Genomic DNA, 20,399 nt, shown 5'->3' with positions numbered 1-20,399 from the left:
CACTCACACTTTTTCAGATGAATCCAAAAAGTGTGAGCTTGCAGCACCGGATTCCTTAGCATTCGCTCAGCATGCTGCTGGCATGATGGAATCACTAATGTTTCTATACTTGCTATACATGGCAGACTCACGTAATGGGACGAGAACGATGACAGACGATGCGCAGCAGATGACTTCATACGCCCTGAACGACCCGGCGAAGCTGCTGCAGCCACGGCTGTTGCTGCTGGAAGACGACGAGCGGCTGGGGCAGATCACCAAGGAGCTGCTTGACGACGACTATCGCGTGGAATGGGTGACGTCGGGCGCTCAGGCGAAGTCGCGCTTTGCGGCTGGCTCCTTCGCCGTAGCCATTGTCGACCGGCGGCTGCCCGACATGGATGGCCTGGAACTCGTGCGCTCGCTGCGGGCCAGCGGCGTCACCACGCCGGTGCTGATGCTCACCGCGCTGGGCGCGGTCGAGGACATCGTCGACGGCCTCAATGGCGGAGCGAACGACTATCTTACGAAGCCGTTCAGCTTCAAGGAATTGGACGCCCGGCTGCGGGCCATGCTGCGCGGGTATGACGCCGAGCGCGGCGATTCGTACGGCATTGGCGACTGGGTGTTCCACGCGCATACCGCCATGGCGGAAAGTCCGCAGGGCGATCTGGTGCCGCTCACCGCCGCCGAAGCGGCCTTGCTCAAGGTGATGTGCGATTCGCCCGATCATGTGTTCAGCCGCGCCGAGCTGCTGGGCACCGCCTTCCGGCCCGACGCGGTTGAGGGCACGGTGGACACCTATGTGTCGTACATCCGCCAGAAAACGACCCGGGATATTATCCTCACGGTGCGCGGGAAGGGGTACGTCCTGGGAAGGCCAGAGCAGTGAGCGGGCGTAGGCAGGGCGCGGCTACAGGCCCGCTCACCGGCAACAAGGCGTCATGGTCGATCAGCCTGCGCATCGTGCTGACGATGAGCGTCATTACCTTCATCGGTGCGATTCTGCTTATCATCGGCGTCATCTGGGGGTCGCGGCGCGAACTCAGCGAGCACGACATCAATCCCAACGACGTGAATCTGCCGGCCGCGTTCCAAGGAGCCTCGGTTATCGACAGCCGCAAGGCGCTGCTGCTCATCGTGATCTTCGCTCTCGGCATCATCCTCGCCGCCGGGGCGGTCGGCTGGTTCTTCTCCCGCCAGGAGATTCGCCCCATGCAGGAGGCACTTCGGCTGCAGCGCAATTTCGTGGCCGATGCCAGCCATGAGCTCAAAACGCCGCTCGCGGTCATCGGCGCCCGCACCGAGCTGCTCGACCATCGGCTGCAACAGGGTAAGCCGCTGGACCCGGTCATCAATGACCTGCGCGACGACGTTTCCCGCATGGACAGCGTGATCAATGATCTGCTGCTCGCGGCCCAGGGCGCCCAGCAGAATGTTCCCACCGATATCATCGCAGCGGCCCAACGCGCGACTCATTCGGTCGCGCTGCTGGCCGACAAGGCGGCGGTCCGCATCGATTTCGATGCTCCTGAGCATCCGATCATCGTGCGCGGCGGTGAAACCGGCATCGAGCGGTGCATCGTCGCCGTGTTGGACAACGCCATCGCTCATTCGCCGCGCGGCTCCTCCATCGACGTGCGCGTGCAGGTGGGCAATGCAGAAAGCCCAATCGACGCAAACAGTACAAGCGGCGCAGCCGATGCGGCGAACGAGAACGGCTTCAGTTGGAAGGAACACGCAACGAAGGTGAATCAGGCCGAGATTCTCGTGCGTGACCACGGCGAGGGCATCGGCAGCGACCCCGAACGACTCTTCCAGCGCTTCTCCCGCGCCGATTCCGGCTCCTCGCATCAGGGCTACGGCCTTGGACTCGCCCTGGCCCGCGACATCGCCATGCGTTACAACGGCTGGATCGATGTGGCGCAGACCAGCGATCAAGGCACCACCATGCGCATCACCATCCCACTGATGAATGGGCAGCGATAGTCGTCTCATTCACGAACAACCCGCGATTTTCCAGCACAACACATGCGTGTGATACCTTCTTTCCCAGCTTTTGGACATCTGATTTTCAGCTTTACGGCATAGCGTCGGGCGGACCGCGCGGGCGGCGCTCGGAACGCACAACAGACGACAAGAAACGAGGATTGACTTTTATGGACACCACCGCTCAGCACAGCATGCATCAGGACGACCAGAACAGCCAGAACGGCGCTGACGCCGCTGCATCCATCACCGCCGATGCACACGCCGGCATCAATATCGACACTGATGCATCCGTCTCCATCCGCATCATCAAGGGCGATATCCTGCACACCCCCACGCCGGATGCCTTCGAAGTATGCGAAGACGGCTACATCATCGTCGCCAACGGCACGGTGCAGCGCATCACGTCAGACCTGCCAAACGAATACGCGAACCTGCCAGTGACGGACTACGGCGGCTCGCTCATCATCCCAGGATTCAACGACCTGCACATCCACGCGCCGCAGTATCCGATGGCCGGGCTGGGCTTCGATTACGAGCTGCTCCCCTGGCTTGAGCGCTACACCTTCCCGGCCGAGGCGAATTTCGCTGACCCGGAGATAACGCAGCGCTGGTACAAGCGCTTCCTCAACAAGCTTTGGTCCGTAGGAACTCTGCGATTCAGCGCGTTTGCGACGCTGCACGCGCAGTCCACGCTAGAATTGATGCGTCTGAGCCAGCAATCGGGACTGCGCCCGGTCATCGGCAAGGTCAACATGGACCGCAACGCGCCCGAAACCCTCATCGAAAGCACCGACGACAGCCTCGCCACCACGCAGGAGCTTATCGAGAAGTCCCGTGAGCTCACGCCTGACATCGGCTTCATCATCACGCCGCGCTTCGTGCCCTCCACCACGCCCGAGCTGATGCAGGGCCTGGGCGAGCTGGCCGAGCGCTACGAGCTGCCGGTGCAGTCGCATCTGGATGAGAACCTGGGCGAGATCGACTGGGTGCGCGAGCTGCATCCGGACATTCCTAGTTATGCCGAAGTCTACGAGCATTACGGCCTCATGCCCGAGGGCAGGACGATCATGGCCCACTGCGTGCATACGAGCGAACGCGAGCGCGCGCTGCTCAAGGCGCGCCGCGTGTACCTGGCGCATTGCGCGCAGTCGAATATGAATCTCACCAGCGGCATCATGCCGGTGCGCCGCGACCTCGACTACGGCCTGAACATCAGCATTGCGAGCGATGTCGGAGCCGGCCATGTGCCCGACATCAATCACCACATCGTGCAGTCGATCGAAGCGTCGAAAATGCTCAGCATGCTGCCCGGGCATCAGGGCGAGCACCCGCTGCGCCTGCCCGAAGCCTTCTCCATGGCCACCAAAGCCGGCGGCGCCTTCTTCGGCCGAGTCGGCTCTTTCGAGCCAGGCTATGATTTCGACGCGCTCGTCATCCGCGAAGACGACAACCCGCTCAGCCTCTCCCCGCAGGAGCGCCTCGAACGCTACATCTACACCGGCGACGACCGCAGCATCACCCATCGTTTCGTCGCCGGGCGGGAGGTGCCGCTGCCCTTCCCGGAGGTGTAGAAGACAAATCATCACCTTGTACACCATTACGTAACATGTTCGTAACGCATGCACCATAGGTTCCAAACAGCACTCCACAACAGTGTGGGAGCACGAACTCGCGCGGTTTAAGTCAGTTCAAGACAGCTTGAGAAACAGCTTGAGAGACGGCTTGGGCCGATTCGCAGCGAGCTACAGAAGAAGGGACAGCGCATGCATATGCGATTGCGCAATATTATGAACAACGGGCGGCTGACGCGGCTTGCCGCGCTGCTCGCAGCGGTTCTGGCCTTCGCGGGGCTGGCCGGCGCGAGCGCTCAGCCGGCTGCGGCGGCGCAGGATCCGGCGGTGGCTGGCAAGACATTCACCATCGCCACCGACACGACCTACGCGCCGTTCGAATTCCGTCAGGGCGGCAAGCTCGTCGGCATTGATATGGACCTGATCAGAACCATCGCGAAGAACGAGGGCTTCAACGTCAACATCCAGTCGCTCGGCTTCGCCGCGGCCCTGCAGGCGCTGAACTCCAATCAGGCGGACGCCGTCATCGCCGGCATGTCCATCACCGACGAACGCAAGCAGATCTACGACTTCTCCGACCCGTACTACGATTCGCAGCTCACGTTCGCCGTCAACAAGAACGACAACAGCATCAACTCGCTGGGCGATCTCAAAGGCAAGTCGGTAGCCGTCAAAACCGGCACGCAAAGCGAGATCTGGGCCAAGTCGATCGCCGAGCAGTATGGCTTCACGGTCAAATCGGTCGATCAGTCGGCCACGCTTGTCGAACTCGTGAAATCTCACAATGTGGCGGCCGCCGTGGATGATTATCCGGTGATGGCCTACGGCATCTCGCAGAACAACGGGCTGAAAACCGTCGGTGAGCCGCATCCGGTCGGCTCCTACGGCTTCGCAGTGAACAAAGGCAAGAACGCGGCGCTGCTCAAGGCCTTCAACGATGGTCTCAAGGAGCTGCGCGCGAACGGCGAATACGACAAGATCGTCGCCAAGTACACCGGCGGCACGAGCTCCACCAAGGCTGCCGCCTCTAGCACGGCAGCTGCAGGCAGCGAATCCACGGTCACCGATGCGACCAAGGCGCTGGCCAAGCAGGCCAAAGGCAAGCACTACACGATCGCCACCGACACGACCTTCGCGCCCTTTGAATTCCGCGAAGGCGGCAAACTCGTCGGCATCGATATGGATATCGTCAACGCCGTCGCGAAGTCGCAGGGCTTCGACATCGACATCCAGTCGCTCGGCTTCAACGCCGCGCTGCAGGCGCTGAGCTCCAACCAGGCGAACGCCGTCATCGCCGGCATGTCCATCACCGACGAACGCAAGCAGATCTACGACTTCTCCGACCCATACTTCCAGTCGGGCGTGCAGATGGCGGTGGCGAAGAACGACACCAGCATTACGAAATACGCTGATCTCAAAGGCAAAACCGTCACTGCGAAAACCGGCTCCGAGGGCGAAAGCTACGCCAAATCCGTCGCCGGCAAATACGGCTTCACCGTGAAATCCGTCGACCAGTCTGCCACCATGTATGAGATGGTCAAGTCCGGCAACGCCGCCGCCGTCTTCGATGACTACCCGGTGCTGGCCTACGGCATCTCGCAGAACAACGGCCTCAAGGCCGTGACGCCCAAGGTGCCCGAGGGCTCCTACGGCTTCGCGGTGAACAAAGGCAAGAACCCTGAGCTGCTGGCGGCCTTCAACGTCGGTCTTAAGGAGCTGCGGGATTCCGGACAGTATGACAAGATTCTCACGCGATACCTTGGCAATAACGCTTCCGCATCCGCAGACACCAATGCGGTGAAAACCGTTAAGAAGACGAGCTTCTGGGACCTGGCCAAGCAGTCCTTCCCCGCGCTGATGACCGGTTTGCGCAATACGCTTATCATCACGGCGCTGTCATTCATCATCGCGCTGATTCTCGGCCTGGGCTTCGGCCTGATGCGCGTAGGCACGAACAAGGTGCTGGGCTGGATTGCCAAGATCTATGTAGCAGTGTTCCGCGGCACGCCGGTGCTGGTCTGGGCCTTCTTCTTCTACTTCGGCATCCCGCAGCTCGTGGGGCATTCGCTGCCCAACTGGCTGTGGATATCCGGCCTGCTCACGCTCTCGCTCAACTCGGGCTCGTACCTGACCGAGATCATCCGCGGCGCGATCCAGTCGGTCGATATCGGCCAGACCGAAGGCGCGCGTTCGCTTGGCATGACCAGCAGCCAGACTCTGCGCAAGGTCGTGCTGCCGCAGGCCGTGAAGATCGGCACGCCGTCGATCATCAACCAGCTGGTCATCATGCTCAAGGATTCCTCGCTGCTGCTGACCATCGGCTTCGCTGACCTGCTTTACCAGGCGCAGCAGCTCTACGCCTCCAACTTCCGCGTCACCGAGACGCTGCTGATGGTCGGCATCATCTACTTCGTGGCGATCACGCTGCTCACTTGGGTCGCGAATATCGCCGATAGGAGGCTGAACAAGTAATGAACGCAACAACACCTGCCACCGGTCTTACTGCAACCGCTGTGGCCCCGGCAACCACCGTCACCACCACAACCGATGCCGCCGAAATCGTCGTCGACGCGCACGACCTGCGCAAGAACTTCGGCAGCACCGAGGTACTCAAAGGCATCGATCTGACCGTCACGAAGGGCGAAGTGGTCTGCATCATCGGACCTTCTGGCGCGGGAAAATCGACGCTGCTGCGCTGTTTGAACGGCCTTGAGACCCCCACCTCGGGCAGCATCGTCGTCAACGGGCACGATTTGGGCGACAAGGCCACCAACATCGACAAGGTGCGCGAGCAGATCGGCATGGTCTTCCAGCACTTCAATCTCTTCCCCAACATGAGCGTCGAGGAGAACATCACACTCGCGCCGACCATGGTGCGCAAGGTTCCCAAGGCCGAGGCGCATGAGACCGCGCTGCGGCTGCTCAAGCTCGTCGGGCTCGAAGAGAAGATCGACGCCCGGCCCGCCTCGCTTTCCGGCGGTCAGAAGCAGCGCGTCGCCATCGCCCGCGCGCTGGCGATGAACCCGGCCGTGATGCTCTTCGACGAGGCCACCTCGGCGCTCGACCCGGAGATGGTCGGCGACGTGCTCGGCGTCATCGAGCGCCTGGCCGAACGAGGCATGACGATGATCCTGGTGACGCACGAGATGGGCTTCGCGCGCGAAGTCGCCAGCCGCGTCATCTTCACCGATGCCGGCGTAATCGACGAGGAAGGCACCCCCGACGAGATCTTCGGCAATCCCCAGAGCGAGCGCCTGAAGTCCTTCCTTTCGAAGGTGCTGTAAGAGAGGGCTGGCTGCAATCTGGTTGAACCGTTACAATTCCCGCACTATCACGAAGGTGGTGCGGGCCTTGTGACGTATTCCGGCAGTTATATGACACAACTCCCGCATAAGAGTCAAGGTAATGCGGGAATTGTGACGTTTGCGACCTCAATGCGGCCCAAGTGCGCCCAAGTGTGATATTTCATACACGCAATTCCGTATCGTTAGTGGCGATACAGCCGTGCCAATGAAACGTGACGACACTACTATGGTCACTATGAACGATTCCACATCCTGGGTCAATCCGCTGCGCGATCCGCGCGACCTGCGTCTGCCGCGCATCGCCGGCCCATGCAGTCTCGTGATCTTCGGCGTCACCGGTGATCTGGCTCAGAAAAAGCTGCTTCCCGCCATCTACGATCTGGCCAATCGCGGCCTGCTGCCGCCGAGCTTCAGCCTCATCGGCTTCGCCCGCCGCGACTGGACCAACGAGAATTTCATCGACTTCGTCAAAGCCGCCGTTGAAAAACGCTCGCGCACCCCATTCAAGGACTCCACCTGGGAGAACCTCGCCAAGGGCATCCGCTTCGTGCAGGGCACCTTCGACGACGCCGAGGCCTTCACGCGCCTGAGCGACACCGTGCAGGAGCTTGACCGCGACCGTGGCACGCGCGGCAATCACGCGTTCTACATGTCCGTGCCGCCGAGCGCCTTCCCCGTCGTTTCCAAGCAACTCGCCGCCTCCGGCCTGTCGAAATCGGGCGAGGGCGCATGGCGCAGGGTCATCATCGAGAAGCCCTTCGGCCGCGACTTGGCTAGTGCCAAGGAGCTCGACCGCGTGGTCTCCGAGGTCTTCGACCCCAGCTCGGTCTTCCGCATCGACCATTACCTCGGCAAGGAAACCGTGCAGAACCTGCTCGCGCTGCGCTTCGCGAACACGATGTACGAACCGATCTGGAATTCGAATTACGTTGATCATGTGCAGATCACGATGGCCGAGGACATCGGCATCGGCGGGCGCGCCGGATACTATGACGGCATCGGCGCCGCGCGCGATGTGATCCAGAACCACCTGCTGCAGCTCATGGCCCTGACCGCCATGGAGGAGCCGGTGAGCTTCTCGGCCGACGACTTGGCCACGGAGAAATCCAAGGTGCTTTCCGCTGTTCGACTGCCCAAGGATCTCGCGGCGAACACCGCACGCGGGCAGTACTCCGAAGGCTGGCAGGGTTCCACTCGCGTCGGCGGCTACTTCGATGAGAAGGGCGTCTCGCCCGACAGCATCACCGAAACCTACGCGGCCATCCGCCTCGATGTGGACACGCGCCGCTGGGCTGGCGTGCCTTTCTATCTGCGCACCGGTAAGCGCCTGGGCAAGCGCGTCACCGAAATCGCGGTCGTCTTCAAGCGCGCCCCGCACCTGCCGTTCGAGAACACGGCGGTGCAGGAGCTGGGCAAGAACGCCATCGTCATCCGCGTGCAGCCTGATGAGGGCGTGACCATGCGCTTTGGCTCCAAGGTGCCGGGCGGCTCCTCGATGGAGCTGCGCGACGTGTCGATGGACTTCAGCTACGGCCGTTCCTTCACCGAGAGCTCGCCGGAGGCCTACGAACGCCTGATACTCGACGTGCTGCTCGGCGACCCGCCGCTGTTCCCGACCACCGAGGAGGTCAACCTCAGCTGGAAGATCCTCGACCCGATTGAAGAATTCTGGTCCACCCAGGGCCGTCCGCAGTCGTATCGCTCGGGCACTTGGGGTCCGGCCGAAGCGGATGAGATGCTGGCCCGCGAAGGGCGTTATTGGAGGATGCCATGATCATCGATATGCCCAACACCCACACCAGCGAGATCGCCCGCAAGATTGACGAGCTGCACGACGAGCGCGGCGAGGCCGCAACCGGCCGCGTGCTCACGCTGCTCATCTCCACGGAAACCGCCGATCTCGAGCATGCGTTGGAAGTCGCGAATGCGGCCAGCCGCGAGCATCCGTGCCGCGTCATCGCCATCGTGCCGGACACTGCTTCCGACATCAACCCGCAGGAGGACGATTCGAACCTCAACGCCCAGGTGCGCTTCGGCGCGGACGCCGGCGCTGGCGAGATCATCATTCTGCACCCGCGCAACGGCCTGATTCGCCATCAGGACACGCTCGTGATTCCGCTGCTCGTGCCCGACGCGCCCATCGTGGCGTGGTGGCCGACCAACCCGCCCGCCAATCCTGCGAAGGATTTGCTCGGCGCAATGGCTCGCAGCCGCATTACCGATGCTGCAAACTCCGACAATCCGGAGGCGACGATGGAGCGACTGCGACGCAATCTGTGCGCCGAGGACGTCGATCTGTCGTGGACGCGACTGACGGTCTGGCGCGCGATGCTCGCCTCGATGCTTGACCAGCCGCCGTACCTGCCGATTCTCAAGGCCAAGGTGAGCGGCCCGAAGAACTTCCTGTCACTCGATCTGCTGCGCGCCTGGCTGCGCCTACGGCTCGATGTGCCGGTGGAGCTGGAAATCGTGGAAGATGCGGTCGCGATAACCGGCGTGTATCTGACCCGCGAGGACGGCGTGGTTTCGCTCGAACGGCCCGCCGAGGATCAGACGGTCGTGCGGCAGCCGAATCAGGCGCTGCAGCCGATTTCGATGCCCATCCGCACCGACGAGGATTGCCTGAGCGAGGAATTGCGCCGTCTTGAGCCCGATGAGGTCTACACCGAGGTCATCAGCTCCGGCTGGGATTTGATGTACAGCTAGGCAAGGCTGATAGCTCGGCATAGCTGGCTTAAGCCGAGTGCTTGGCTTGTGCGTATGCGAATGGCTGCGGCCGCGTTTGTCGGTTCGCGGCCATTCGCATACGTGACGCGTTGATATGCGATTGATGCGTTGGCGCATGATTGACGTATGGTCGACGCTTGAGCGGCGTTTCAAAGCAGCAGCTTCGAGATAATCTATGCAAGACAACGAGTTCAATATCCTAAAGGGGAGAATTACCATGGCCGAACGTCAACTCGTGGTGTATCGCGACGGCGACACCATCGCCCAGGCTGGGGCGCAACGCACTTTGCTCGCGATACTCGACACGCTCAGTGCACAGCCGCAGGCCGAGCGCTTCGACCTCGCGCTCACCGGCGGCTCTGACAGCCTGAAAGCCTTGAGCTATATGGCCTCGAATCCGCTGACGCAGGTTATCGACTGGTCGCGCGTCCATATCTGGTGGGGCGACGAGCGCTTCGTCGCCGCCGATGACGAGGACCGCAACGCCTTGCAGGCCCGACGCAGGTTCCTGGATGCGCTGGTCAGCGATGGTCGCCTTCCTGCGGCGAATATCCACGAGATGCCCGCCGACACCCGCTCCCCCAAGCAGGCTGCCGCCGATGCCGCTGCCAGCGACGCGGGCGATGACACAGCTAACGATGCTCTGTTGGATGCTGCCGCGCAGCAGTATGAGCAGGAACTCGTAGCCGAACTCGGCGAGCAGCCGGTGTTCGATCTGCTGATCCTCGGCATGGGCCCGGACGGGCATTACGCCTCGCTGTTCCCCGGCCACACCGAAGTCAATATCACCGATCGACTCGTTGTCGGAGTCAATCATTCGCCAAAGATGCCCCCGCTGCGGCTTTCGCTTACCGCACCGCTGCTGGCCCGCAGCCGCCGCACTTGGTTCTTCACCGCCGGAGCCGCCAAAGCCGACGCCATCGCGCAGGTCTTCGCCAAGCCCGACAACCCCTCCTACCCCTCGTCATTTGCCGCCGGCACCGAGGAATTCATCTGGTTCACCACGGCCGATGCCGTCGCGAAGGTGCTGTAAGCAGTCGTACAGACGGAGAAATTTCGATTCAGCTTCGAGGTCATCGAGTTCGCGGCCAGCGAGCTTAGGACCAAAGACAGGGCTATTGACTGCGCGCAGAATAGGCGCGTATCATATTGCAAATGGTTCGCAATAAGAAGTCCTCTTCACACAGCGGAAATTCCCGCAGTGGAGATCCGCGCAAACGTGCGCAGCACAATGCCCAAAGTCGGCCTGTTCCGATTACCGTGCTGAACGGCTTTCTCGGCTCAGGCAAGACCACCATGCTGCAGAACTTGCTGCTGCAGGCCGGGAAGCGCACGCCGCGCCTGTGTCCCGCCGTGATCGTCAACGACATGAGTTCGCTCGATGTCGATGGCATTGTCGTCGAGGAAACCGAGATTGTGAGCGAGCAGCAAGGCAATTTCGCCAGCATCAGCGGGGGCAGCGTGCACAGCGACGAGCTGCTGCCCAAGCTGATCGGCATAGCTGAGACCATGCTCGATACGTGCGATGTCGAGCACATCTTCATCGAGACTTCGGGAAGCACCCGGCCTTGGCCCTTGATCAAGGCGCTCACCAATCATCCGCGACTGCAGCTGCACGGTTTTCTCTCGCTTGTCGACGCAGCGATGCTCCGCGACGATTTCGACTATGGCGAGTCGATCGCGGTGCAAGTGGGCCGGCAGCTCGATGCCGGAACGCTCGGCGTCGAAACCCTGATTGCCGAGCAGGTGATGTTCGCCTCTGAAATCTACCTGACCAAACTCGACAAACTGCAGCCCGAACAGGTCACGCGCACGGCGGCGGCGCTGCACGAACTGAATCCCTTCGCCGGCATCATCGGCGTGCGCTTCGGCAGCGTGCAACTCGACACGGTGCTGCAGCAGCCACGTTTCCCGCTGGACCGGGTTCGGCAGCTCGGACGTGAGATCGAAGCGTTTGACACTGCGCATCCCGAGACCGGGCGGCTGGTCTCGCTGGTGCTTGACGATCCGCGGCCCTTCCACCCCCAGCGGCTATGGGACGCCTACACGACCGCACTGCCGCAGACGCTCTATCGCAGCAAGGGCATGACATGGATTCCCACCCGCGACGACAAAGTGCTGCTGTGGAATCAGGCAGCTGGCGGCGTGGATCTTGGGTTCTTCGGCTACTGGAAGGCTGGCGTTCTGCAGCGCGAACGCCGCGCCGAACTCGGCGAGTCAACGCCCGGAGAGGGCCCTATGCAACGGCGTCTGCTGCCCGTCGAGATAGCGGGGCTCACCCGTGAAGTCAACGCAATCGACCCGGTTTTCGGCGATCGCCGCACGAGTATCACCCTGCTGGGAGAAGAAGCCGATACGCGGGCATTCCTCGCCCGGCTCCAAGAGTGCCTGTGCACGCCAGACGAGGTAGCCGCCTGGCAGCGCGGCGAAAAGTTCGACGACCCCTGGCCGCAGCAAACGCTCACTGTCGGCCCGCAGTACGCAGACGGACGCCGTCGTTAGGCGGTTTCAGGCTGCAACTGCACAGCAAACAGTAAGATTCCCTAGTCTAAAAACTTTTCGTCGCATATTGCGCAGATTGAAAAGCTTTAGCTGGAAGTGCCAGAGTGGAAAAGAAACACGACCGATGTGCCACCAAAACTGCCATGCATTCCATCGAGCCTCTTGCTTATACATATAAAAGTATGTATTATAAGAGCGTGAGATTCGGATGGGACGAGAACAAGAATCGCGCGAACATCGCGAAGCACCATATCGATTTTCGTGATGCTACGAAGGTCTTCAACGACAGCGACGCGCTTCATGCACCCGATGAGAAGCATTCGACCAAAACCGAGATACGCTACCACGCGATTGGAAAGATCGGTGAGAATGTCGCGACAGTGACCTACACGATACGCGATGACACCATCCGAATCATCAGTGCAGGATATTACCGGAAGGAAAGGAGCATCTATGAAAAGCATCAGCAACAGCAATGAAGTGATGTATGAGGACGCGCCGGCGGATGTCGCCGAGGCGGTCGCGGACGCGGAGAAGAACAATCTGTTCATGTCACTGGACGAGGTGCTGGCGCGCTCAAAGAAGGAGCGGATCACGCTCAACGTCGACAGCGACGTGGTGTCGTATTTCCGGCGATATGCGAAGGAGCACGGCGCGAAATATCAGACGCTTATGAACGAGGTTCTGCGCGGTTCGGTCGAAAAGCAGCTTCTGACGAAATAGGCTCTAAGGAAAAAGCCTCTGCAAAATCGAAATCCGCCAAGGTTCTCACCGATGTTCACTGACACCTGCGCTAAGACCTGAGTCGGCCCGCAGTACGCAGACGGACGCCGTCGCTAGGTGGTTTTGAAATCTCTATAGCCTGATTTTGACGAAAACCGCCTTTAGCAGTAGATCACGAGAGCTTCAACAGTGGAAAATATCCGATATCAGTGATTAGCCCACACGAAAACTGGAATCGGATGGGCTCATCAGTGCGCACGGCGCCAGGCCAATTTATTACACATTGTCCGGCAAGGGCTGTGAGCTATTCCTGCAAGTGGGGTTGTAGCGCTTGTTGTTCCTATGCCGTGGAACAGCAAGCGCCATCAAACCGCATATGAAAAATCTACGTTGGGCGATACAGACAGGCAGCGCGCTTTCACACCGTCTTCATGGGCGATGTGGAATGATGGAAGAAGCGTGATTACAGGAGGCCATCATGGATAAGAAGCTCTACGACTACGATCCAATGATTTACGACGTGATGCGCGAAAGTGCCATACGTCTTGGCGGGAAGTATATATCGCTGGCGCGCCAGTCCAAAACCGATGCGGAACGTGAGGCATTCTTCGCCGCCGATAGAGGCGTCCAGCAGGAGGCGGATCAGGTCGATCGTTATAATGTGAATGCCGTTAAGACAAAAACAGCGGAGTTCGCCGATAGACTCAACGCCATCATGAATCCATCGGCTCATCATCGGCGAATGGCAGCGTAGTGCAGAATTACGAGCTGAACGAGGCGCAACTCACGGAAATATTCGAAGAGCAAATCGCTGCTAATTTTCGGTTGGCTGTCGTCGAGACCTCGCCGACCCTCGCTATGGTGGCCGCACAACCCGGAGCAGGCAAGACACGCACGGTTGAGGATGCGCGCGAGGCGCACAACGGTGCCGTCGCCATTGTCGGAGACAACTTTCGAAGATTCCATCCGTCCTATGAGACATTGATGGAAAACGGCCCATTGCATATGCCCGAGGCGACTGCACAAGCTTCAGGACGCTGGGTCGAGATGAGTCTGAATTGGCTGCGGCGCAAGCATCGCAGTCTGGTCATCGAGACGACGATGCGCCATCCACAAGCCAACGAGTACACATTGACCCAGTTCAGGGACTCTGGATACCGTACCGAAGTGACCATCGTGGCGACGCCGCCGCAATTGAGTCTCATGGGCACGTTAATCCGATATGTAGGTCAGGTGGAGAGTCAGGGAGAAGGACGTTGGGTTGGCGCTGCGGCACATGACGAGGCTGTGGAACAGTTGCCGCGCACGTTAGCAGATCAAATCAGCAAGGGCAATATCGACCATGTCACGGTTATTGATCGCGCTGGCGAAACTCTGTATGACACCGATGTCAATGCCGCAAACCGTAGCGCAGCAACATCGCCAGCCCTGCAAGCGATTCGACAAGGCCAGCGCTTCGACGCCATCCCACCCGACCAACAGCAGCAATGGGCCGACGATTGCAGCCATATCGAACAGTTCCTGCACGAGCATCCCGGGCAGACGAAGCTGCGAGACGTTTATGCGGGGGTTGCTGCCTCGGCGCACTGAAAACCTATGCCGTTGGGCAACTATTTGGTCAACTATAGGCAACTACTAGGTAACTATGAACCGCCGCAACGTACGTTTTTCCGCACGTTCCACAGCCCCGTATTGGAAAACGTACAATAAGCGCCAGTCAGTGTACGTTTTCCGATACGCACCTCCTCAGCGTGTAGCAAAACGTACGCTGAGGAGGTGCAGAATGTATCGTGCCCAAACGAGAGCGGGCGCGAGGGCGAGACCCGCTACGCCTCGATCTCGGGGCGGCCGTCTTCGGCCCACAGGGTGTGGAAGGCGCCGGGGGTGTCGACGCGGCCGTAGGTGTGCGCGCCGAAGAAGTCGCGCTGGCCCTGGATGAGGGCGGCGGGCAGGCGCTTCGAGCGCAGGCCGTCGTAGTACGACAGCGAGCTGGAGAAGGCCGGGACCGGGATGCCGTAGGTGGCCGCGCGCGCCACGACACGACGCCAGGACTCCTGCGCCTCCTCGATGGCGGTCTTGAAGTACGGCGCGAAGAGCAGCGAGACGTTGGCCTCGCCGGACTCGAAGGCATCAGAGACGACATTCAAGAATTGCGCGCGGATGATGCACCCGCCGCGCCAGATGCGGGCGACGGCGGCCAGATCGATATTCCAGTCATATTCCTTCGCGCCGGCGTTGATCTCGTCGAAGCCCTGCGCGTAGGCGACGATCTTCGAGGCGTAGAGCGCATGGCGGATGTCCTCGATGAAGGCCTCGCGCTCGTCGGCGGGGATATCCAGCGAGCCGCTGGGGCCGGTCAGCTGCTGCTTGGCGGCCTCCTCGCGCTGCTCGGCCTGGCTGGACAGGCCACGGGCGAACACCGCCTCGGCGATGCCGGTGACCGGGATGGCCAGCGACAGGGCGGTCTGCACGGTCCAGGTGCCGGTGCCCTTCATGCCCGCGTGGTCGACGATGAGGTCCACGAGCGGCTTGCCGGTCTTCGCATCACTCTGGTGCAGCACTTCGGCCGTGATCTCGATGAGGTAGGAGTTGAGTTCGGTGGTGTTCCACTGGCCGAACACGTCGGCGATCTCGCCCGGCTCAAGGCCCAGGCCGCGGCGCATGAGGTCGTAGCTTTCAGCAATCAGCTGCATGTCGGCGTATTCGATGCCGTTGTGCACCATCTTGACGAAATGGCCCGCGCCGTTCTCGCCGATGTGGGTCACGCAGGGCTCGCCCTCGGCGACCGCCGCGATGGACTTCAAGATCGGCCCAAGCGTCTGCCAGGATTCCTCAGTGCCTCCGGGCATCATGGACGGGCCGTTGAGCGCGCCCTCTTCGCCGCCCGAGACGCCGCAGCCCACATAGTGGAAACCGCGCGCGCGGATGTCCTTCTCGCGCCGGATCGTGTCCATGAAGTAGGAGTTGCCGCCGTCGACGATGATGTCGCCCGGCTCCATCGCATCGGCCAGCTCGTTGATCACCGCGTCGGTCGGCGCGCCGGCCTTGACCATGATGATGGCGGTGCGCGGCTTGCTCAGCGACGCGACGAACTCCTCGACCGTCTTGGACGGCACGAACTTACCTTCGCTGCCATGCTCGGCCATGAGCTTTTCCGTGCGGTCATAATGACGGTTGTACAGAGCCACGGTGTTGCCGTGATGCGCCAGATTGCGCGCCAGGTTGGAGCCCATAGCTGCCAGCCCGATAACTCCGATGTTTGCTGTTGCCTCGGCCATATGCCTCGCCTTTCGAGTCGATTGCGCCTGCCACGCAAGCGCATGATCACAACGCTTTTCAGTCTATCCCCCGCCCTGCACCCGCGCGGCCACGATTCACGCTGGGCAGTGAGATATCATTCACACAAGTCGCGCGGGTGCGTCCGCGCAAGGACGCAGTTACGTTGGAACGCGGTTACGCACCATCCGCGTCGACACCTGCACTGACGCTTGCGCTGGCGTCCGCGTCGGTACCCGCATTGGCACCCACGCGCCTGACGATAAGCCTACGCAATTCCTCAAGCCCTACGACCACGGCTGGAATCACCACCAGATACAGGTACTCCGCACCACGCAGCGGCGCGGTATGGAACACGCCTTGCAGTATCGACACGTTGATAATCGCCAGAATCAGCACGATTTCGACCACGATGCCGATGGTGATGGTCTTGTTCGAGAACGGCCCAATCGCGAACACCGAGCGCGTGTCGCTGCGGCAATTCCAGACCATGCCGATCTGCGCGAAGACGATTGCGGCGAGCGTCATCGTGGTCGCCGCCACATACACCGGGTCGAGGTCGTTGCCCAGCCCCGCCAGCGGCACGCCGGGCCAACCATTGAGCATGTTGACGAAGAAGTAGCCGAGCATCGACGCCACCGTGCCCAGCAGCCCGTACCAGAAGAAGGCCTTGAGCACGATGGCACGGTTGAGCAGCCGCTCGTTCGGATTGCGCGGCGGCTGGCGCATGATGTCGTCCTCGGGCGGCTCGGTGCCCAGGCCCAACGCCGGAATCATATCGGTGCCCAGGTCGATGGTCAGAATCTGCATCGTCGTCATCGGCAGTGGCACGAGGCCGCCGGAGAACAGGTAGACTGCGCTCGGCACGGCTTCGGGCACGTTCGAGTTGAGAATATAGAGCAGGAAGCGCCGGATATTCGCGTACACCGCGCGACCTTCCTCGATGGCATCTACGATCGAGGCGAAGTTGTCGTCGGTCAGGATGATGTCCGCCGCCTCCTTCGCCACATCGGTGCCAGTGATGCCCATCGCCACGCCGACATCGGCCTTCTTGAGCGCGGGCGCGTCGTTGACGCCATCTCCCGTGACAGCCACGATATCGCCCATATCCTGCAGGCAGCCGACGATGCGCAGCTTCTGCTCCGGGGCCATGCGCGCGAAGATGATCTCTCCGCGCAGGGCCGCCGTGAGCTCGTCGTCGCTCATCGCCTCAAGCTCGGTGCCGGAGACGACGCGGGCATGCTTGTCGCGCACGATGCCGATGCGGCGGGCGATCGCCAAGGCAGTGCGCCCGTAGTCGCCAGTGATCATGATGATGCGGATTCCCGCGCGATGGCAGGTCTGCACGGCCTGCGCGACCTCGGGGCGCGGCGGGTCCACCATGACTTCGAGGCCTAGGAAGGTCAGGTCTCGTTCGATGCGTTCGGGCGTGCAGAGTGCGGCGGAGTCGGGGATGTTGGCGGTGGTGTCATTGGCGGCAGCAGTGGCAGCGTTGCGATTGTTGCTTTTCCCACTGTATCTGTCATTGCCAAGCACTTCCTGCTCGCTCACCGCGCGGCAGGCCACTGCCAGCACGCGCAGCCCCCGGTCGGCGTAAGCGTCGTTCGCAGCCATAATCGCGGCGCGCTGCTCGTCGCTCATCGCGACATCCTTGCCGCCAATGCGCACACGGGTGGCAAGCGCAACAATCTCATTCGGCGCGCCCTTGGTGAACGCGACCAGCCCTGCGCCGTCGCTATCATTATCGTCTTTATTATCTGCGTCACCCTCGGCATCTTCGCAAATGACAGTCATCCGTTTGCGCTGCGAGTCGAAGGGCAGCTCGCGCCTGCGCTGCATCCGCTTCGCCTCGCGCTCGGGGCTCAGGCCCGCCTTCTCGCACGCCACCAGCAAGCAGGCTTCGGTCGGGTCGCCGTACACCTGCCTACGGGCGGAGGCGGTTTTGTCGTCATTATTACCAGCTGCAACACCAGCTTTGATAGTGGCATCGGCGTAGATTTTGGCAGTGTTCCTACCGGTCTTGTTACTGTCATCTTCGCCATCGCTCGCCGCCGCACCATCCGCAACCGGCTCCGCAACCGGCCCTACAGCCGACCCCAGCCGCGCATCATTGCACAGCGCCGCAGCGGTCACAAGTCGGCGCAGGCCCTCGTCATCCGTGGCCAGCCAGCGGCGGCCGTCGCTGCGAATCTCGCCCTGCGGCGCGTATCCGCCTCCGGTCACCTGGTATTCCCGATCAGGCGTCCACAGGTATTCGACCGTCATCTCGTTCTGCGTCAGCGTGCCGGTCTTGTCGGTGCAGATGACCGACGTGGAGCCGAGCGATTCCACACTCGACAGCTTCTTGACGAGCGCATTGCGTTTGCTCATGCGCTGCACGGCCATCGCAAGCGCCAGCGTGACCGTCGGCAGCAGTCCTTCGGGGATGAACGCCACCATCATGCCGAGTGCGAAGATGAACGCCACGGCGAGCTGACTGTGAACGAACACCACATCAAGCGTGAAGAACACAGCCCCGATGCACATGGCAAGAATCGTGATCTGCCGAGTCAGCCGGTTGAGCTCATGCTGCAGCGGGCTGCCCGTGTCCTCGACGTTCTGGGTAAGCCGCGCGATGGTGCCAAATTTCGTGTTCATGCCGGTGTACACGACCACCGCGCGGGCATTGCCCCGCACGACCGAAGTACCGGCGAACACAAGATTGGGAATCTGCGCGGCAGGCTGGCCCGCTGCGGCATCCGCGTCAATCGCCGCCGCACTCTTGCGCACCGGCGTCGACTCGCCGTTCAGCGTGGACTGATTCACCTGCAAATCGCTGCACTGTACGAGCCGGGCGTCAGCGGAAATGCTGTCGCCTTCTTCGAGCACGAACACGTCGCCGGGCACCAGCTCCTCGGCGGGAACCTTGCACTCCTGCTCCTCGCGAATCACCGTGGCATACTGCGGCAGCATCTTGCGCAGCGCTTCGGCCGCCTTGCCCGCCTTGTACTCCTGCCAGAAACTGAACACGCCGTTGATGATGTTGACCATCCACACGGCAATCCCCAGCTCGCGCATATTCGCCAGAAACGCGACGGCCCCCGCCGCCCACAGCAGCAGCGCCATCAAGTGCGTGAAACAGCGCAGAAAGACGAATATGACCGGCGTCTTCTTCTCTTCTTCAATCACATTCTTGCCGTGGCTGGCAAGCAGGATTTCCGCTTGCGACTGCGACAGGCCGTCTTCGCCCGTTTTCAGCGCCTGATACACATCCTCGGCATCCAGCGCGCTGATTTCGTCCATCGAATAGCCGGAAGCCCTTGCGGTAAGCGTTTTCATCCTGGCACAGCTTTCCTTGCGAGCGCCCCCACATTGCCGACGCCCCTTACCAAAATATGGTAGTCGCCGCCCGCCGGTTTCGCCAAGGAACAGCTGCGGAATACAGCGGTACAATATACAACGAGCCGCGTAGGCGAAGGCGACGACGGCGCACCCGCTCGGTTATCCGCGCTTGTCACGCTTGGCGAAACGCCAAGGCTGCGTGCGATGCCGGCAGCCAGCTGCCAGAATTGAACAGTCGCCGGAATTCTCACACACGTTCACACACGACTCGGAGCACAAGGACAGGAATGCGATGCCACGTATCAGCGAAGCGAATCTCGAGGAGCACCGCCGCAACACGATGAACGCCCTGCTCGACTGCGCAGAGCATATCGTGAAAACCCAAGGCAACAACGCGCTCACCCCCGCTGCGGTAAGCCAAGGCGCAGGAATCGCCCGCAACTCCATCTATCGCTATGTCGACAATATGGACGATCTGCGCCACAAGCTGCTGCAGCGCCATCTGCCCGACTGGCGCAAAGCGCTTGAGGATGGGCTGGCCGGCGTGAGCGACCCGGTCGAGATCATCGCCATCTGGGTGCGCATCAATCTCGAGCAGACCTCAATCCACGGCCACGGCTGGATGATGAAACTGCACCCGACCGGCGGCGCTGCGGCGCGTAAGCCCAAGCCGGATGCCAAAACTGATGTCAGCAATGACGGGTCTGAAGACAAGCCGGATTTCCATGCCACAATCGCCATGCCCGTCGCCCGCGCATGGCGGCAGCTATGCCCGCACTCGCCCCGAGTCGGGGCCACCATCACCAGAGGCCTGGTGTCCAGCGGCATGCGGCTGCTTGAGTCCGCGCACGACGATGCTCAGGCCCGGGCCATCATCACCCAGGTCGAGCAGGCTGCGCGAGCCATGGCCCAGTCCATGCGCGAGGACGACGACGCTGCAGACGGCACTGGCCGAATTACATCAATGTGATTAATGCAACATTTACACATTTACGAGCGAGCG

The 20,399-nt window shown here is 61.4% G+C and carries 16 protein-coding genes; 14 read left to right on the top strand and 2 right to left on the bottom strand.

Annotation, left to right across the window (positions count from 1 at the left end):
* Positions 1 to 118 precede the first annotated feature (118 nt).
* The 13 genes from DDF78_RS04590 (at position 119) to DDF78_RS04530 (ending at position 14,389) form a co-directional block, all read left to right on the top strand.
* Entirely contained in the window at positions 119 to 871 is a 753-nt protein-coding gene (locus DDF78_RS04590) for a response regulator transcription factor (RefSeq protein ID WP_202613205.1), read from the top strand.
* A complete protein-coding gene (locus DDF78_RS04585; RefSeq protein WP_152580571.1) occupies positions 868 to 1,968 on the top strand; it encodes a sensor histidine kinase in 1,101 nt (366 codons plus the stop codon). Before DDF78_RS04590 ends, DDF78_RS04585 begins: the two co-directional genes overlap by 4 nt.
* Positions 1,969 to 2,138: 170 nt before the next feature.
* Complete coding sequence (locus DDF78_RS04580) at positions 2,139 to 3,542, top strand: amidohydrolase family protein (protein ID WP_202613204.1); 1,404 nt, start codon at positions 2,139 to 2,141, stop codon at positions 3,540 to 3,542.
* 192 nt (positions 3,543 to 3,734) lie between these two features.
* Positions 3,735 to 6,014 (top strand): ABC transporter substrate-binding protein/permease, encoded by a 2,280-nt coding sequence (locus DDF78_RS12100; protein WP_237564546.1) that lies wholly within the window; start codon positions 3,735 to 3,737, stop codon positions 6,012 to 6,014.
* A complete protein-coding gene (locus DDF78_RS04570) occupies positions 6,014 to 6,826 on the top strand; it encodes an amino acid ABC transporter ATP-binding protein (RefSeq protein ID WP_152580570.1) in 813 nt (270 codons plus the stop codon). The genes DDF78_RS12100 and DDF78_RS04570 overlap by 1 nt, the downstream gene beginning before the upstream one ends.
* Positions 6,827 to 7,073: 247 nt before the next feature.
* Positions 7,074 to 8,621 (top strand): glucose-6-phosphate dehydrogenase, encoded by a 1,548-nt coding sequence (gene zwf, locus DDF78_RS04565; RefSeq protein ID WP_415481940.1) that lies wholly within the window; start codon positions 7,074 to 7,076, stop codon positions 8,619 to 8,621.
* Positions 8,618 to 9,553 carry a glucose-6-phosphate dehydrogenase assembly protein OpcA gene (locus tag DDF78_RS04560; protein WP_152580568.1) on the top strand — a complete coding sequence of 312 codons (936 nt, stop codon included), beginning with the start codon at positions 8,618 to 8,620 and terminating at the stop codon, positions 9,551 to 9,553. Before zwf ends, DDF78_RS04560 begins: the two co-directional genes overlap by 4 nt.
* 238 nt (positions 9,554 to 9,791) lie before the next feature.
* The gene (pgl, locus tag DDF78_RS04555) at positions 9,792 to 10,607 is read left to right on the top strand and encodes a 6-phosphogluconolactonase (protein ID WP_152580567.1); all 816 of its coding nucleotides are present in this window, start codon (positions 9,792 to 9,794) and stop codon (positions 10,605 to 10,607) included.
* Between the two features lie 122 nt (positions 10,608 to 10,729).
* On the top strand, positions 10,730 to 12,076 hold the full coding sequence (locus tag DDF78_RS04550; RefSeq protein ID WP_152580566.1) for a CobW family GTP-binding protein: 1,347 nt from the start codon (positions 10,730 to 10,732) through the stop codon (positions 12,074 to 12,076).
* Positions 12,077 to 12,273: 197 nt separating this feature from the next.
* Positions 12,274 to 12,555, top strand: coding sequence for a BrnT family toxin (locus DDF78_RS04545; protein ID WP_162000697.1), 282 nt, complete (start codon positions 12,274 to 12,276; stop codon positions 12,553 to 12,555).
* Positions 12,530 to 12,799, top strand: coding sequence for a BrnA antitoxin family protein (locus tag DDF78_RS04540; RefSeq protein WP_162000696.1), 270 nt, complete (start codon positions 12,530 to 12,532; stop codon positions 12,797 to 12,799). The genes DDF78_RS04545 and DDF78_RS04540 overlap by 26 nt, the downstream gene beginning before the upstream one ends.
* A 478-nt stretch (positions 12,800 to 13,277) precedes the next feature.
* Positions 13,278 to 13,553: a hypothetical protein gene (locus DDF78_RS04535; protein ID WP_152580563.1), complete on the top strand. Its 276-nt coding sequence runs from the start codon at positions 13,278 to 13,280 to the stop codon at positions 13,551 to 13,553.
* On the top strand, positions 13,553 to 14,389 hold the full coding sequence (locus tag DDF78_RS04530) for a zeta toxin family protein (RefSeq protein WP_152580562.1): 837 nt from the start codon (positions 13,553 to 13,555) through the stop codon (positions 14,387 to 14,389). Before DDF78_RS04535 ends, DDF78_RS04530 begins: the two co-directional genes overlap by 1 nt.
* A 236-nt stretch (positions 14,390 to 14,625) precedes the next feature.
* On the opposite strand, the gene gnd is transcribed toward DDF78_RS04530, so the two are convergent.
* The gene (gene gnd / locus DDF78_RS04525; protein WP_152580561.1) at positions 14,626 to 16,077 is read right to left on the bottom strand and encodes an NADP-dependent phosphogluconate dehydrogenase; all 1,452 of its coding nucleotides are present in this window, start codon (positions 16,075 to 16,077) and stop codon (positions 14,626 to 14,628) included.
* A gap of 175 nt (positions 16,078 to 16,252) precedes the next feature.
* A complete protein-coding gene (locus DDF78_RS11955; RefSeq protein WP_202613203.1) occupies positions 16,253 to 19,393 on the bottom strand; it encodes a cation-translocating P-type ATPase in 3,141 nt (1,046 codons plus the stop codon).
* Positions 19,394 to 19,688: 295 nt separating this feature from the next.
* On the opposite strand from DDF78_RS11955, the gene DDF78_RS04510 reads away from it, so the two are divergent.
* A complete protein-coding gene (locus DDF78_RS04510) occupies positions 19,689 to 20,366 on the top strand; it encodes a TetR/AcrR family transcriptional regulator (protein ID WP_152580560.1) in 678 nt (225 codons plus the stop codon).
* The last annotated feature ends 33 nt before the right edge of the window (positions 20,367 to 20,399 follow it).

The organism is Bifidobacterium tibiigranuli, from assembly GCF_009371885.1.
Classification (GTDB): domain Bacteria; phylum Actinomycetota; class Actinomycetes; order Actinomycetales; family Bifidobacteriaceae; genus Bifidobacterium; species Bifidobacterium tibiigranuli.
This window is presented reverse-complemented; position numbering and strand designations above follow the sequence as displayed.

Excerpts from the sequence above, each read along its gene's own strand:
- DDF78_RS04590 (WP_202613205.1), top strand. The coding sequence starts at position 119 with ATGGCAGACTCACGTAATGGGACGAGAACGATGACAGACGATGCGCAG.
- DDF78_RS04580 (WP_202613204.1), top strand. The coding sequence starts at position 2,139 with ATGGACACCACCGCTCAGCACAGCATGCATCAGGACGACCAGAACAGC.
- DDF78_RS12100 (WP_237564546.1), top strand. The coding sequence starts at position 3,735 with ATGCATATGCGATTGCGCAATATTATGAACAACGGGCGGCTGACGCGG.
- DDF78_RS04570 (WP_152580570.1), top strand. The coding sequence starts at position 6,014 with ATGAACGCAACAACACCTGCCACCGGTCTTACTGCAACCGCTGTGGCC.
- zwf (WP_415481940.1), top strand. The coding sequence starts at position 7,074 with ATGGTCACTATGAACGATTCCACATCCTGGGTCAATCCGCTGCGCGAT.
- DDF78_RS04560 (WP_152580568.1), top strand. The coding sequence starts at position 8,618 with ATGATCATCGATATGCCCAACACCCACACCAGCGAGATCGCCCGCAAG.
- pgl (WP_152580567.1), top strand. The coding sequence starts at position 9,792 with ATGGCCGAACGTCAACTCGTGGTGTATCGCGACGGCGACACCATCGCC.
- DDF78_RS04550 (WP_152580566.1), top strand. The coding sequence starts at position 10,730 with ATGGTTCGCAATAAGAAGTCCTCTTCACACAGCGGAAATTCCCGCAGT.
- DDF78_RS04540 (WP_162000696.1), top strand. The coding sequence starts at position 12,530 with ATGAAAAGCATCAGCAACAGCAATGAAGTGATGTATGAGGACGCGCCG.
- DDF78_RS04535 (WP_152580563.1), top strand. The coding sequence starts at position 13,278 with ATGGATAAGAAGCTCTACGACTACGATCCAATGATTTACGACGTGATG.
- gnd (WP_152580561.1), bottom strand. The coding sequence starts at position 16,077 with ATGGCCGAGGCAACAGCAAACATCGGAGTTATCGGGCTGGCAGCTATG.
- DDF78_RS11955 (WP_202613203.1), bottom strand. The coding sequence starts at position 19,393 with ATGAAAACGCTTACCGCAAGGGCTTCCGGCTATTCGATGGACGAAATC.
- DDF78_RS04510 (WP_152580560.1), top strand. The coding sequence starts at position 19,689 with ATGCCACGTATCAGCGAAGCGAATCTCGAGGAGCACCGCCGCAACACG.